We start from the raw sequence: 14,802 nt of genomic DNA on the forward strand, positions 1-14,802 counted from the left end.
TCTACCCTGTCTCGATTGTATCCTATCAATCGCAGGCTTCATATGGATTGACTCATCGGGCGGCACAATATAGAAAATTGTCACCATGACAAATTGGCTTCCAGACCTCTCTTCCGGCTCAGGCCCGCTGTATCAGCGTCTTGCCGACAGCATTGAATCAGATATCGACAAGGGCGTCATCGATGCCGGTGCAAAACTGCCGCCGCAGCGTGACCTCGCTTATGACATCGGCGCCACCGTCGGTACGGTCGGCCGCGCCTACCAGTTGCTGCGCGAACGCGGCCTGGTCAGCGGCGAGGTCGGACGCGGAACCTATGTGCTTGCGCAGCGCGCCGAGAACCCGAAGGTCGAGCTGGAACCTGCCGCGCAAGGAACGCGCCCCTTCGATGCACCGAGCGGCAAGCTGCGCTTCGACAGCACCGCCGCGCCCGATGTCGGTCAAGGCGCAATCATTGCCGAAATTCTGGCCCGCACGGCAGAGGACCATCCCCACGACATTTCGAGCTACACGAGGGATTTTCCCGGGCGCTGGTACGAGGCGGGAAGCCGCTGGCTGTCGCGCAATTCCTTCCACCCTTCGCCCGATTCAATCGTGCCGACGCTTGGCACTCATGCGGCGGTGATGGCGGCGATCGCGGCGCTCACCATGCCTGGCGACTACGTCGTCTTTGAGCATCTCACCTATTCGCAGATTTCGCGCAGCGCCGGCCTGATCGGGCGCCGAACGGCACTGGTTGCGACCGACAACGAAGGCGTCGACCCCGAGGATTTCGAACGCGTCTGCGCGCAGAAGCATCCCAAGGTGATGTTCCTGATGCCCACCGCGAAGAACCCGACCTTGGTGACGATGCCAGCGGAGCGGCGGCAGGCGATCGCGCAGATCGCGCGCGAATACAATGTGGCGCTAGTCGAGGACGATCTTTATGGCGATCTGACCGACGATCCAACGCCTTTGCTGGCCGAATATGCCCCCGAGCGCACGATTGTCGCCGGAGGCCTGTCGAAATCGGTTGCCGCCGGCGTACGCGGCGGCTGGCTTTCCTGCCCGCCAGCCTATCGCCATCGCATCCGCGTCGCGCACAAGATGATGACCGGCGGCCTGCCCTTCCTGCTGGCCGAGGTCGGCACCAGGCTGGTGATGTCCGGCCAGGCTGGCGATATCCGCAAGCGCTGCATCGCCGAGATCCAGGCGCGCATCGCCATCGTGCGCGAGACGCTTGAAGGCTTCGACTTCGAGGCGAGAGACAATGTCCCCTTCGTCTGGCTGACCTTGCCGGACCCGTGGCTCTCCGGCACGTTCAAGAATGCCTGCCTGGCGCAGGGCGTGCTCATCGACGATGAGGACGAATTCAAGGCAGGCCGCTCCGAACAGGTCTTCCATGGCGTGCGCTTCGGCGTCTCACAACCGCGGCAGGACAAGGATGTCGCCGGTGGCGTCGCGGTGATCCGGCGCCTGCTCGATGAAGGCCGCGCCGGCTACGACAGTTTTTCCTGAGCTCGGCCACGCCTGATCCCGCAGCCTCCGCCACCTTGTGGCTTTCCGCCGTTTTTCGTCAATCTATGGGGTGTATCGGCCTCAAGCTTGCGATAAGAGGGGACTCGAATTCCCCTCTCCCACGGATAAAAATCGCCGCCCATGACCATCTCCAATTCCGTGCCGATCACCCCGGAACTCATTGCCGCGCACGGGCTGAAGCCCGACGAATATCAGCGCATCCTCGATCTGGTCGGGCGCGAGCCGAGCTTCACCGAACTCGGCATCTTCTCGGCGATGTGGAACGAGCATTGCTCGTATAAATCCTCGAAGAAGTGGCTGCGTACCCTGCCGACGACCGGACCGCAGGTGATCCAGGGACCGGGCGAAAATGCCGGCGTGGTCGACATCGGCGACGGCGACTGCGTCGTCTTCAAGATGGAGAGCCACAACCATCCTTCCTATATCGAGCCGTATCAGGGCGCTGCGACCGGCGTCGGCGGCATATTGCGCGACGTCTTCACCATGGGCGCAAGGCCGGTGGCGGCGATGAACGCGCTGCGCTTCGGCGCGCCGGACCATCCGAAGACCCGGCACCTGGTGGCCGGCGTCGTTTCCGGCGTGGGCGGCTATGGCAATTCGTTCGGCGTGCCGACGGTCGGCGGCGAAGTCAATTTCGATCCTCGCTACAATGGCAACATCCTGGTCAATGCCTTCGCAGCCGGGCTTGCCAAGACGGATGCCATCTTCCTGTCCGAGGCCAAGGGCGTCGGCCTGCCGGTCGTCTATCTCGGCGCCAAGACCGGGCGCGACGGCGTCGGCGGCGCCACCATGGCGTCGGCCGAATTCGACGACAAGATCGAGGAGAAACGGCCGACCGTGCAGGTCGGCGACCCCTTCACCGAAAAATGCCTGCTGGAAGCCTGCCTGGAGCTGATGGCGTCCGGCGCGGTCATCGCCATCCAGGACATGGGTGCCGCCGGCCTGACCTGCTCGGCCGTCGAGATGGGCGCCAAGGGCGATCTCGGCATCGAGCTCGATCTCGACAGGGTGCCGGTGCGCGAGGAGCGCATGAGCGCCTATGAGATGATGCTGTCGGAAAGCCAGGAGCGCATGCTGATGGTGCTGCGCCCCGAGAAAGAGAAAGAGGCCGAGGCGATCTTCCACAAATGGGGTCTCGACTTCGCCATCGTCGGCAAGACCACGGACGATCTGCGCTTTCGCGTCATCCACCAGGGCGACGAGGTCGCCAATCTGCCGATCAAGGATCTCGGCGACCAGGCGCCGGAATATGACCGGCCCTGGGTCGAACCCAAGAAGCCGGCGCCGCTCGCCGCAAACGATGCGCCCAAGGCGGATGTCGCGGACGCCTTGCTGGAGATGCTTGGCGGGCCCGACCTCTCCTCGCGCCGCTGGGTATGGGAGCAATACGACACGCTGATCCAGGGCAATTCGCTACAGCTTCCCGGCGGCGACGCCGGCGTGGTGCGCGTCGAGGGCCACGCAACCAAGGCGCTCGCCTTCTCATCGGACGTGACGCCGCGCTATTGCGAGGCCGATCCCTACGAGGGCGGCAAGCAGGCGGTGGCCGAATGCTGGCGCAATCTGACCGCCACCGGCGCCTTGCCGCTCGCGGCCACCGACAACCTCAATTTCGGCAATCCGGAACGGCCGGAGATCATGGGCCAGTTGGTTGGGGCGGTGAAAGGCATTGGCGATGCCTGCCGCGCGCTCGGCTTCCCGATCGTCTCCGGCAATGTCTCGCTCTACAACGAAACCAATGGCCGCGGCATCCTGCCGACGCCGACCATCGGCGGTGTCGGGCTGATCGCCGACTGGTCGAAGATGGCGCGCATCGGCTTTGCCGGCGAAGGCCAGATGATCGTGCTGGTCGGCGCGCCGGCGACCTGGGGCAGCCATCTCGGCCAGTCCGTCTATATGCGCGACATCCACGGCCGCAGCGACGGCCCGCCGCCGCCTGTCGACCTCGAACATGAAAAGCGCGTCGGCGACCATGTCCGCGCGCTGATCGCCTCCGGCGTTGTCACCGCCGCGCACGACCTTTCCGATGGCGGCCTTGCCGTGGCGCTGGCCGAAATGGCGATGGCGTCGGGCATCGGCGCCACCATCCCCGGCCTCGTCGGCACCGATCCGATCCCGGTGTTCTTCGGCGAGGACCAGGGCCGCTATCTGCTGACGCTGTCGATCGATCCGCAAAGCAAGGAATGGGACGCCATCCGCGAGGACCAGGGCAAGCTGGGCATCTTCGCGCCCTGGATCGGCTCGACCGGCGGCCGCGACCTGAAACTCGGCGAAGCCCGGGCGATCCCCGTGAGCGAATTGACCGCCGCCCACGAATCCTGGTTTCCTCGCTTCATGGCAAACGAGGTCGTGGACCCGTAATATTGTGCTCGGGACGGCGTTCTGGTCGCCTTTGGAGTGGTGCATCCGCCGTCCCGGCCATATCTATGAGCCCTCAGTACCTGATAGGGAAAACCCGCATGGCAATGGACGCGCACGACATCGAACGGCTGATCAAGGAAGGCATTCCGGACGCCAAGGTGACGATCCGCGACCTGGCCGGCGACGGCGATCACTACGCCGCTGAAGTGGTGGCCGAGAGTTTTCGCGGCAAAAGCCGCGTCCAGCAGCACCAGATGGTCTATGACGCGCTGAAGGGCAATATGGGCGGCGTGCTGCACGCGCTCGCCCTGCAGACCAGCGTTCCGGACTGAGTCCCCTCAGATCTTCACCAGCATCGCCGTCACGTACATGAAGCCGATGCCGGCGGCCAGTCCGGCCATTGCGCCCGGCGCAAGCAGTGCGCGTGTGCCGTCGGGGCGCTGGCGAAGCTGCATCGACACGAGCTCGACGATCACCTGCAGGATCGCTCCGGCGCCGACCGCCAGCGCCAACGCCGACCATTGCGGCGCATAGGCGAGGCTGCCGATCCACAGGCCGATGACGGCGGGGCCGCCGGCCAGCAGCGTCAGCGCGGCAAAGGTCCTGAGCGGCGGACGCTGCTTCAGGATCGGCGCGGCGATGCCGATACCCTCGGTGATGTTGTGCAGGGTGAAGCCCAGCACAAGGAAGGTGCCAAGCCCCGCCGCGCCCGACGCGAAGGCGGCGCCGATCGCCAGCCCTTCGCCGAGATTGTGCAAGCCGATGCCGAGCGCGATGAAGGTGGCGAGCGCCAGACCGGTCGGCGCCCCGCTTCGCCGGCCCGCCGCCATCAGCAGCAGGAAGCTGGCGGCGGCGGCAAGCACGATCATGGTCGGTCCCTGGAACAGGGCAGCGGCTTCACCGGCCAGCTCAAAGGCGTCCTCCAGCGCATCGACAAACAGGAACGCGAGCAGGCCGACGGTCAGCGACAGGAGGAAGTCCATGCCGCTGCGTCCGACGCCGCGCAGCGCGGGGTAGAACATCAAGCCGATCGCCACGGGCAGGATGCCGACAAAAGCGCCGAGCACCGCCTGCGCGACCAGGCTGAGCGAATCGCGCGTTGGGGTCGGGACGGCCACAGCGATCTCATGGGTGAATGTGGTGCCGGTGCTGGTCACGACGTTGACCGCATGCGCCTCCCCCAGCACCCAGGGATATGGCAGGGCGATCCATGCCGTCGAGCCGCGCGCGATGGGGCCCGGCGGATCCTGCGTGAACTGCCAATAGGCATCGTCGACCTGGACCTGAGCGATGGTCATCGGTTCCGATCCGCCGGCGCGGACGAGGATGCGAATGCCGTCGTTTCCAAGGATCGTCCGCTCGAAGGTGATGTTCTCGACCGGCGGCGCGCCGTTGCGGAAGCTCGACAGCGGATCCGAAGAGACCAGCCATGCGATGGCCAGCCCGAGCACGGCGAGCGGCAACACGATCCAGAGCAGATGGGCCCAGGCTGGTCGCGCTGCACACCTATCGGCGGAAGACTGGCTCGTATCGGTCACGACAGAGCCTCCACGACGTCGAACATGCCTGACCAGCCGAGCTCGGTGAATTCCGACTGGTGGGGGTGGAACATATAGAGGCCCGGCTCGTGCTCGCGGAAGTGGAACTCGAGGATGCCGCGCTCGGCCTGGCACTGGGTGATCAGATCGACGGTCTTCAGCGTCGGGTTGAGCGTCGTGCCCTGATTGTAGTAGTCGAAGAAATTGGCGTGCAGGTGGAAGGAGTTGATCGGGTCGAACTCGACGACGTTGATGAGATAGATGCGGACAGGCTTGTCCTTCAGCACCCTGATCGGCTTCTTCGCGTAGGCGTGGGCGACCGTGTTGACGGCGTAGACCTCGTTCTCGTTGTCGAAATTGGTGTCGAAGGCGTTCATGACCATCACGAACTCCTGCCAGCCGGCATTCTCAGGCGTGCCGAGCAGGCGCGAGCGGGCGACCGCGTCGTGTTCCGGATGACGGGCCGGGTCGGGATCGATGACGAAAGCGCCGTACATGCCCTTCTGGATATGCCGCTTCAGCGGCAGCGCGTGGCAGTGATAGAGGTGACAGCCGAACGGGCCTGGCATCGAACTCGTAGACGAACTCCTCACCCGGCCCGATCAGGCCGGCGCCCGGGACACCGTCCATGCGCGCGGCATGGATGCCGTGGAAATGCATCGAATGCGGATGCGAGCCCTGGTTGCGGAAGACGATCCGCAGCCGGTCGCCTTCGGTCGCGCGCAGCGAAGGCCCCGGCACCCGGCCATTATAGGTCCAGGCTGGAAACATGATGCCCGGCGCGATCTCGATCTCCTTGTCTTCCGCCGTGACTTCGAACGTGCGAAGCGTGCGCCCGTCCGGCAGCGTCGATACCGTCCCGGTCTCCCAATCGCTGACCAGCTTCACCGGGTCGAAGCCGTTTCGGGCGTCGTCGACCTCGCCGACCGTGATCATCGCTCCATGAGCGGACAGATGCGCCGGCTGGCCTTCGGCAGCAGCTGCCGCCGGCATCTCGTGACCGGCATGGCTTGTCTGCCCGCGCGCCGCGCTCGCCACCACCGCCGTGCCGCCTGCAGCCGCGAGGCCACCGGCCAGAAGCAACCTTCGATCGAACTTGCGCTCCAGCAGGGATCTCGTCTCGGTCATGCCAGCATCCTCCAGATCGCGGTAAGCATAGCGGATGCTTCAAGATTTAGCTATCGCTATATTGTTATGGCCGCGGCTTTGGCGGCGGAGACAAGCTCAAGGCCTCTTGGGGGTTACTGCGCCGTCTTCCTGGCCGACACCGCGATGATCGGGCCAGCAGGGTATTTTCCGCCGACGATCATCCTGTCGCCGTCCGACAGCGCCGAGACCACGCCGTCGAGGAACAGCGCGTTGCGACAGGAAAGCCCGTCGCGGAAGAGCCGCGCGAAGCTGCCGAGGCTGACTTCCGAGCGCGAGATCGCCAGCACGACGGTACCGCCATCGCGCACGCCAACCCCGTTGCGGACATAGCGCGAGGTGCCGTTCTGGTCGAAGCGAGGATGCAGCGCGCCGTCGACCACCAGCATCGGGCCCGACTGCGTGGCGAAGACGGAATCGGGTTTGGCGCCGGCATAGGCGTTGCTTTCCATCACCGCGGCCTTGCCGTCCCTGCCGATCAGGAACACGCCGTTCGGCTTCAGGAAGAAATTGCCCTCGGCGTCGGCAAGGTTGAGCGACGCTCTTTCGCTGCCATCCTCGACAAGCAGGCCGACCGGCGTCAGGTCCTCGTGGTACATGCCGCCATTCATGGCAAGCAGGACCGGCCGCCCCAGCCCCTTCATCGCCTTGTCGAACACCTCCAGCGAGCCGTAGGGTTTGCCGTCAGCGCCGGCATGGAAGAGGCCGACGTCATAGGAGTTGAGATCGATCTCGCAGACGACATAGGGGACCGCCTCGAAGCTCAAATCCCGGCACGGTGCGGGCAGTCCGCCGACGACGAGCGGCGGGCGTTCCCGCGGCCTCAGCCAAAGGGCCGCGGCCAGGGCGACGAGCAGGACGCCGATCAGGATCGTCGCGAGATGGCGCTTTTTCATTACGCTCCGGGAGGATTGGCAGCCTAGGGGACTTGGTGCAGCGTCAGGCCATCTTTTGCGCCATTTCGGCGCCAGCAAGGCAAATACCTTGTTTCGGTCAACCTATGGGTTTATTTGATGGTTATGTTTCGAGCCTGACTCCCACAGGCGTGAAAGGATTCTCCATGAGCGGTATCAACGACTACATCGACAGCGAAGTGAAGAGCAACGACGTGGTGCTCTTCATGAAGGGCACGCCCGGCTTCCCGCAGTGCGGCTTCTCCGGCCAGGTGGTTCAGATCCTCGACTATATCGGGGCCGACTACAAAGGCGTGAACGTGCTGACTTCGGCCGAGCTGCGCCAGGGCATCAAGGAATATTCCAACTGGCCGACCATCCCGCAGCTCTACGTCAAGGGCGAGTTCGTCGGCGGTTGCGATATCGTGCGCGAGATGTTCCAGGCGGGCGAACTGCAGACGTTCCTCGTCGAAAAGGGCGTCAGCGTCAAAGGCGCTGCCTGACTGAACGCGCCTGCCGGCGCCTGAGCGCCGGCGCTGGCTTCCGGGGCCGCCCCCACCTCGGCACTTTGTTTCCCGATACCGGGAACGAGACGGATCGATGCGCCGGTCAACCGGCGCAGGTTCGTTTGGAAGATCGGATCTTGCGGTGGACAAGCAGGCAGTAGCGCAGCAATCGGCAACCAGTTTGCCCATTCCGCGCTGGGAATTCATCGCGCTCTGCGCGGCGCTGATGGCGCTCAATTCTTTGGCGATCGACATCATGCTGCCGGCGCTGCAACAGATCGGCGCCTCGCTCGGCGTCGAAAATGAAAACCACCGGCAATATGTCATCACCGCCTACATTCTGGGTTTTGGCGGTGGCCAGCTCCTGTTCGGCCCGGTCTCCGACCGCTTCGGACGGCGCGCGCCGCTGGTTGTCGGGCTGGTGATCTATGTCCTGGCGGCGGGTGCCGCAGCCATCGCCCCGTCCTTCGCTACGCTGCTCGCCTGCCGGGTGGTGCAAGGCATCGGTGCGGCTGCCACGCGCGTCATCGCCGTCTCGATCGTGCGCGACACCTTCGAGGGCCGGCGCATGGCAGAGGTGATGTCGCTGATCTTCATGGTGTTCATGGCCATTCCCGTGGTGGCGCCCGGCATCGGCCAGTTCATCATGCTGTTCGCGACCTGGCACGTCATCTTCATCACCATGGCGGCGGGCGCGCTGATCGTATCGGCCTGGGCGCTGCTGCGTCTGCCCGAAACCCTGCATCCGGAATACCGCCGGCCGCTGACGGTGCACGCCATCGTCGGCGGGTTCCGCATCGTGCTCACCAACCGCATCGCGCTCTGCTATGCCTTTGCCAGCACCTTCATCTTCGGCGCCATGTTCGGCTTCATCAATTCGGCGCAGCAGATCTATCTCGACGTCTTCCACGTCGGCGAACTGTTCCCGCTGATCTTCGCCGGCGTCGCCGGCGTGCTCGCCTTCTCGAACTATCTCAACTCGCGTCTGGTCGGCCGCGTCGGCATGCGCCGGCTGTCGCAGGGCGCGCTGCTGCTCTTCCTGACCATCAGCCTGGCCTGGCTCGTCGTCTCGCTCGAAATGCAAATGCCGCTCTGGCTGTTCGTCGGCTTCTTCGCCCTCGCAATGCTTCCGTTTGGCGGGCTCGGCGCGAACTTCAACGCACTCGCCATGGAGCCGCTCGGGCAACTGGCCGGCACAGCCTCGTCGATACTCGGCTTCATGCAGACCTTCCTCGGCGGCATTCTCGGGACGCTGATCGGGCAGGCCTACAACGGCACGGTGACACCGCTCGCCGCCGGCTTCTGCAGCGTCTCGGTGGCTGCCTTGCTGATGATCCTGCTGGCAGAGCGCGGCAGGTTGTTCCAGCCGCACAATCCGCCGGTCTGATGCGTGTCACCGAAGCTTCCGAATTGCGCCCGCCCCTAGACTAGCTTGCACCTTCGACAGTTGCGGTGAAACGAGGGGCAAGCATCCGCCCCGCGACGGCTCCGCCCATGCTGTCTGAAAACGGCAGCGGCAGAGCCTCGTCGAGCGCCTTGAGGATGGACGTCACGAAAGCACGGTTCAGCGCTTGGTCGGTTCCCAGATCGGAATAGGTGGCGCGTGGCTTGCCGATGAGCGTGCCGTTCCGGCGAAGCGAGAACCGCAGTGTCAGGGACATGCCGGCAGTTCCAGCCGGTGGCTTCCAGCAGGCATAGATGGCGTCCGACATCTCCACCAGGGTGTCGATGGGATCGGAACTGTGACAAGGGCGGCGCTGCTGCGCCCCGGCTTCGCAGGGGGCCGCAACCACGGCGATGACCAGGGCTGCTGCGAGGATTGCCGACCAAGGTCTCATCAGCGGTTCTCCGGCCTACGCGAAGCCTCCGGCTGCCCGCCGGCTTGGATCGGGCCGCGGCTCCTGCCCCTACTCCGCCCAAAGCTCGCGGCGCAGTTCCTGCCAGCTGTCCTTGTCGGGGGCGACCAGGATGCCGCCGTCGACATGCGAGGGCAGATAGGCGCTGCCGTCGATCCGCGCCGCGTAGCCGCCGGCTTCCTGATGGATCAGCACGCCGGCCAAGTGATCCCACGGCATCAGCTTGTTGTAGACGACGAAATGGGCGTGGCCGCTGGCGAGCAGCCGGTATTCGTGCGCCGCGCAACGATAGCCGAATTGCGACAGCGCCTTGGTCTGGTTGCGGGCGAGCCGAGAGCGCTCGGGTTCCGGCAGGTATTGCCAGGAGACGGCGCCCGTCATTTGTGAGATCGGCACGGCCGCCGCGACGCGCACCTTCTCCAGCGCGCCATGAGCGTGGCGGATGTGGCTGCCCGCGCCCCTGGCGCCGATCAGCCAGTCCTTGCCGACGGGATCGTGGATGATGCCGGCGACGGTCTCGCCCTTGACGACAACGCCCAGCATGACGCCGAACAGCGGCACGCCTGAGGCGAAGTTGAAGGTGCCGTCGACCGGATCGATGACGAAGGCGAGCTCGGCATCGCCGAGACCGCCGAGCAGCGCCGGATTGTCGGAGCAGGCTTCCTCGCCGACGATCATGGCCGAGGGATAGCGCTCGCGCAGCCTTGCCGTGATCACCCGCTCGGCATTGACGTCGGCCTCGGTCACCAGATCGGCGGCCGATGTCTTCTGGCGGATGTCGCCTTCGCCCAGCCGGCGAAAGCGCGGCATGATCTCGGCAGTGGCCGCGTCGGAGAGGAGACCGGCAAGCCAGTCGATGGCGCTATCGTCAATTGTCATGGGGATCGTCTTACCTGTCGTTGAGGGCGGCGAAGTCGAACAGCTTCCTGTCGAGCAGATGCGAGGGCCGCACATTCGTCATGGCGCGGATCATCGTGTCCTTGCGGCCGGGCATGCGCTTTTCGATGTCGTCCAGCATCGCCTTCATGGCATTGCGCTGCAGGCCTTCCTGGCTGCCGCAGAGATCGCAGGGGATGATCGGGAACTTCATCGCGTCGGCGAATTTCTCGAGATCGGCCTCAGCGTTATAGGCGAGCGGCCGCAGCACCATGATGTCGCCTTCATCGTTGAGGAGTTTCGGCGGCATTGCGGCAAGGCGGCCGCCATGGAACAGGTTCATGAAGAAAGTTTCGAGGATGTCCTCGCGGTGGTGACCCAGCACGAGAGCGGCGCAGCCCTCCTCGCGCGCGATGCGGTAAAGATGGCCGCGCCGGAGCCGCGAGCAGAGCGAACAATAGGTGCTGCCTTCGGGCAGCTTGTCGGTGACCACCGAATAGGTGTCCTGATATTCGATGCGATGCGCAATGCCGTTGGCGTTGAGGTAGTCCGGCAGGATGTGTTTCGGGAAGTTCGGCTGGCCCTGGTCGAGATTGCAGGCGAGCAACTCGATCGGCAGCAGGCCGCGCCATTTGAGGTCGAGCAGCAGAGCGAGCAGACCGTAGGAATCCTTGCCGCCGGACAGCGCCACCAGCCAGCGCTCGCCGGGCTTCACCATGGCGAAATCCTCGATCGCCTGGCGCGTCAATCTCAGGAGCCGCTTGCGCAGCTTGTTGAACTCGACGGAGGACGGCACCTCGGCGAACAGGGGATGGAAGCCGCCCTCAGCGTCGTCACCGACCGGTTCGAGGGATTTGACGTCTGGCAGCATATTCATGGCGCATCGGCCCCAGGGACAAGTGTCGCGCCCGGATTAGCGCATCGGCCCGGAAATCGAAATCGATTTCTGCGGCGGCGGCATGGCGGCTCGGCAAACAAAAAGGCCGCCCAATGGGCGGCCTTTCGATGGATTGCTGAAGCAACCGATCAGCGCGAATAGAATTCGACGACCAGGTTCGGTTCCATCTGCACGGCGAACGGAACATCCGACAGGCCGGGGATGCGCGCGAAGGTGGCGGTCATCTTGTTGTGGTCGGCTTCGATATAGTCAGGCACATCGCGCTCGGCGAGAGCGACCGATTCCAGCACGATGACGAGCTGCTTCGATTTCTCGCGCACCTCGACGACGTCGCCCGGCTTGCAGCGATACGAGCCGATGTTGACGCGCTTGCCGTTGACGTTGACGTGGCCGTGGTTGACGAACTGGCGGGCGGCGAAAATGGTCGGCACGAACTTGGCGCGGTAGACGACCGCGTCGAGACGCGACTCGAGCAGGCCGATCAGGTTCTCCGACGTGTCGCCCTTGCGGCGGTCCGCCTCTTCATAGACCTTGCGGAACTGCTTTTCCGAAACGTCGCCATAGTGGCCCTTCAGCTTCTGCTTGGCGCGCAGCTGCAGGCCGAAGTCGGAAAGCTTGCCCTTGCGGCGCTGGCCGTGCTGGCCGGGGCCGTATTCACGCTTGTTGACCGGGGACTTCGGGCGGCCCCAGATGTTCTCGCCGAGACGGCGGTCGATTTTGTATTTCGCGGATTCGCGCTTGCTCATCGCATTCCCTTTCAAAACAATACACCCGGAACCTCATGCTCCGAGTGAAGGAAACGCGCCCTCCTCTGGCCTCCGTTTTCGAGACCTGACAGGGTTTTCCACGCAACGCGACGGAAAACCCACGGGACACGTCAGTTAACAAGGCCTAGGAAGAAACAATCGAATTTCCGTCTGCCTTGCGCATAAAGAAAACCACCGGGCATTGCGGCCCGGTGTTGGCGCGCTGATTAAACGGAGATTTAGGCGGTGTCAAGCTAGTGCGTGGCACTGCGGACCAATCACCGAGAGCCCGCGGCCCCGCAGGCGGGTTCTTGCTTTTCTTCCCAAGCGCAGCGAGATCAGCTCTTCGATTTCTTCTCGGGCAAGCCCTTGCGCCTTGTCTCCGCGAATTCCTCGAGCTGCTTTTCGCTCATCGATTCGTACATTCCCTTCGAGGCGCCCTTGAGCTCGCTCTTCTTGGTGTCACCGCGCTTTGCCGACAGCGCCGCGCCGGCGGCCTTTTGCTGAGCTTTCGATGTGGCAGGCATGGTCGTTTCTCCCAATTGACTATGGGAGGGAACGCAGCCGCCCAGCCGATGTTCCTGCCGTCAAGGGATCGTCAGACCAAAACCCTGCATCAGCCGGCTGACCGCGAAATCCGCCTTGCCGGAGGTGAAGACGGCAATGTCGGGCTCGCCTTGCGAGGATCCGTTGACCGGCGCGAGCAACGACATGGCGCGGCGGGCTATCGCTTCGGCCGGATCGATCCAGTCCACCGGCCAGGGCGCGGTCTTGCGCATGCGGTTGACCAGGAATGGATAGTGGGTGCAGGCAAGCACGACGATGTCGGTATGCTGCCCGTCGCGTTCGATGAAGCAGGGCGCGATCTCGGCGCGCACGGCGTCCTCGTCGACAAAGCCTTCGCGCATGTAGGCCTCGGCCAGCCCGGCCAGATTGTTGCTGCCGACCAGGCGGACATGGCATTTCTGCGCCCATTTGCTGATCAGGTCGCGCGTGTACTGCCGCTTCACCGTGCCCGGCGTCGCCAGCACCGAGACCAGGCCGGAGCGGGTGCGTTCCGCCGCCGGCTTGACCGCCGGGACCGTGCCGACGAAGGGATGGCCGGGAAATCTTTCGCGAAGCGCATCGATCACCAGCGTCGAGGCGGTGTTGCAGGCGATGACGGAGATCGCCGGCGAAAACCGGTCGAGCAGCCTGGCGAAGAGATCGAGTATGTGCGTGCGCAGCGCCGGCTCCTCCCAGGCGCCGAAGGGAAAGGCCGCGTCGTCGGCGACATAGACGAAGCGCCGGTCGGGCATCAGCACGCGCGCCTCGCGCAGCACGGTCAGGCCGCCGACGCCGGAATCGAACATCAGGATCGGCCGGTCAGTCATTGTCTGTGCCCTTGCCGCCCAGCGGCGCGTCATTGTCGTCGCCATTGGCGCTTTGGGCCTGGCCCGCTTCCGCCTTGCGGGCGCGCGCGGCAGCGGCGGGCAGCCGTCTCGGATCGTCGCCGGGGGAGCCATCGCCGCGCGGCATCGCCGGCGAAAATCTGTCCAGCGACGAGATGATGCCCCTTAGCACCTTCAGTTCCGGCTCGGCGAAACCGGCGCGCGTCAGCACGGCACGCAGATTGTCGACCATCTTCGGTTTCTTCCCTTCCGGGCGGAAATAGCCGCGCGCCTCCAGCGCGCCTTCGAGATAGGTGAACAGGCTGTGCAACTGCTCCTTGGTCGCCGGCACGAGTTCCGGTCCGGAGAAGTTGGTCTGGGTTTCGTCCTCCAGTCCCGACTTCATCCATTCATAGGACATCAGAAGCACGGCCTGGGCGATGTTGAGCGACGAGAAGCCAGGATCGACCGGAAAGGTGACGATCTCGTCGGCGAGCCCGACTTCCTCATTGTAGAGGCCGAAGCGCTCGCGGCCGAACAGGATGCCGGTGCGCAGCCCGGCACGCTGCCGCGTCCTCAGCGCCCTGCCCGCCTCGACCGGTCCGCGCACGGCCTTGAAGCCGTCGCGCTCGCGCGCCGTGGTGGCGAAGACGAAATTGAGATCGGCGACCGCGGAGGCAAGATCGTCGAAAACCCGCACCGCATCGATGACATGGTCGGCGCGGCTTGCCGCGGCGCGCGCCTTCTCGCTCGGCCAGCCGTCGCGCGGATTGACCAGCCTGAGCTCGGCAAGGCCGAAATTGGCCATGGCGCGCGCGACCATGCCGATGTTCTCGCCAAGCTGCGGCTCGACCAGGATGATCGCCGGGTCGGCTGCGATGGGGATGTCTCGGGATTGTTCGTCGGCTGGCATGGACGTCAATGAACTGCTGTTTGCGGCATTTCGGCGACCCCTGCCATATTCGGCGGCGAAAATGAAGCTTTCGCAAAGAATGGCATCGAGCGGCACCGCCGATCGCCGTTTGCGCGCTCAAAAAGCCTTTGATATACGCTCGGCATCCCCGGCCGAACGCCATGCGGGCAAGGCCGTTCCGAT

General features: G+C 64.7%; 14 protein-coding genes and 1 pseudogene. 5 read left to right on the forward strand and 10 right to left on the reverse strand.

Annotated elements, in window-relative coordinates:
- The first annotated feature begins 85 nt into the window (after window positions 1-85).
- The 3 genes from PU724_RS13925 (at window position 86) to PU724_RS13935 (ending at window position 4,209) form a co-directional block, all read left to right on the forward strand.
- Complete coding sequence (locus tag PU724_RS13925; protein ID WP_354421489.1) at window positions 86-1,495, forward strand: aminotransferase-like domain-containing protein; 1,410 nt, start codon at window positions 86-88, stop codon at window positions 1,493-1,495.
- A 141-nt stretch (window positions 1,496-1,636) separates the two neighbouring features.
- Window positions 1,637-3,877 carry a phosphoribosylformylglycinamidine synthase subunit PurL gene (gene purL, locus PU724_RS13930; RefSeq protein WP_292169431.1) on the forward strand — a complete coding sequence of 747 codons (2,241 nt, stop codon included), beginning with the start codon at window positions 1,637-1,639 and terminating at the stop codon, window positions 3,875-3,877.
- A 98-nt stretch (window positions 3,878-3,975) separates the two neighbouring features.
- Window positions 3,976-4,209 (forward strand): BolA/IbaG family iron-sulfur metabolism protein, encoded by a 234-nt coding sequence (locus PU724_RS13935; protein WP_023674714.1) that lies wholly within the window; start codon window positions 3,976-3,978, stop codon window positions 4,207-4,209.
- A gap of 6 nt (window positions 4,210-4,215) precedes the next feature.
- Here PU724_RS13935 and PU724_RS13940 read toward each other — a convergent pair whose 3' ends face one another.
- The 3 genes and pseudogenes from PU724_RS13940 to PU724_RS13950 all read right to left on the reverse strand — a co-directional run bounded on the left by PU724_RS13940 (window position 4,216) and on the right by PU724_RS13950 (window position 7,457).
- A complete protein-coding gene (locus tag PU724_RS13940) occupies window positions 4,216-5,415 on the reverse strand; it encodes a ZIP family metal transporter (protein WP_354421484.1) in 1,200 nt (399 codons plus the stop codon).
- A pseudogene (locus tag PU724_RS13945) lies at window positions 5,412-6,543 on the reverse strand (multicopper oxidase domain-containing protein). The gene PU724_RS13940 and the pseudogene PU724_RS13945 overlap by 4 nt, the downstream one beginning before the upstream one ends.
- 113 nt (window positions 6,544-6,656) lie before the next feature.
- Complete coding sequence (locus PU724_RS13950) at window positions 6,657-7,457, reverse strand: phosphodiester glycosidase family protein (protein WP_128275021.1); 801 nt, start codon at window positions 7,455-7,457, stop codon at window positions 6,657-6,659.
- Window positions 7,458-7,621: 164 nt separating this feature from the next.
- On the opposite strand from PU724_RS13950, the gene grxD reads away from it, so the two are divergent.
- Both grxD and PU724_RS13960 read left to right on the forward strand, forming a co-directional pair.
- Window positions 7,622-7,957, forward strand: a complete 336-nt coding sequence (grxD, locus tag PU724_RS13955) for a Grx4 family monothiol glutaredoxin (RefSeq protein ID WP_127282336.1) — start codon at window positions 7,622-7,624, stop codon at window positions 7,955-7,957.
- A gap of 145 nt (window positions 7,958-8,102) precedes the next feature.
- A complete protein-coding gene (locus PU724_RS13960; RefSeq protein WP_127282337.1) occupies window positions 8,103-9,347 on the forward strand; it encodes a multidrug effflux MFS transporter in 1,245 nt (414 codons plus the stop codon).
- Window positions 9,348-9,387: 40 nt separating this feature from the next.
- Here the strand turns inward: PU724_RS13960 and PU724_RS13965 are convergent, their stop codons facing one another.
- From PU724_RS13965 to PU724_RS13995, 7 genes are all read right to left on the reverse strand, one after another.
- Complete coding sequence (locus tag PU724_RS13965) at window positions 9,388-9,798, reverse strand: energy transducer TonB (protein WP_127282338.1); 411 nt, start codon at window positions 9,796-9,798, stop codon at window positions 9,388-9,390.
- 69 nt (window positions 9,799-9,867) lie between these two features.
- On the reverse strand, window positions 9,868-10,695 hold the full coding sequence (locus tag PU724_RS13970; protein WP_354421481.1) for an inositol monophosphatase family protein: 828 nt from the start codon (window positions 10,693-10,695) through the stop codon (window positions 9,868-9,870).
- 10 nt (window positions 10,696-10,705) lie between these two features.
- Window positions 10,706-11,569 (reverse strand): tRNA 2-thiocytidine(32) synthetase TtcA, encoded by an 864-nt coding sequence (ttcA, locus tag PU724_RS13975; protein WP_426213255.1) that lies wholly within the window; start codon window positions 11,567-11,569, stop codon window positions 10,706-10,708.
- A 149-nt stretch (window positions 11,570-11,718) separates the two neighbouring features.
- Entirely contained in the window at window positions 11,719-12,336 is a 618-nt protein-coding gene (rpsD, locus tag PU724_RS13980) for a 30S ribosomal protein S4 (protein ID WP_126054848.1), read from the reverse strand.
- Between the two features lie 338 nt (window positions 12,337-12,674).
- On the reverse strand, window positions 12,675-12,863 hold the full coding sequence (locus PU724_RS13985) for a DUF3008 family protein (protein ID WP_126054849.1): 189 nt from the start codon (window positions 12,861-12,863) through the stop codon (window positions 12,675-12,677).
- Window positions 12,864-12,923: 60 nt separating this feature from the next.
- Window positions 12,924-13,709 (reverse strand): glutamate racemase, encoded by a 786-nt coding sequence (murI, locus tag PU724_RS13990; protein ID WP_292169421.1) that lies wholly within the window; start codon window positions 13,707-13,709, stop codon window positions 12,924-12,926.
- Complete coding sequence (locus PU724_RS13995; protein ID WP_354421478.1) at window positions 13,702-14,619, reverse strand: RNA methyltransferase; 918 nt, start codon at window positions 14,617-14,619, stop codon at window positions 13,702-13,704. The genes murI and PU724_RS13995 overlap by 8 nt, the downstream gene beginning before the upstream one ends.
- Between the last annotated feature and the right edge of the window lie 183 nt (window positions 14,620-14,802).

The organism is Mesorhizobium abyssinicae, from assembly GCF_049887195.1.
GTDB classification, from domain to species: Bacteria; Pseudomonadota; Alphaproteobacteria; order Rhizobiales; family Rhizobiaceae; genus Mesorhizobium; species Mesorhizobium abyssinicae.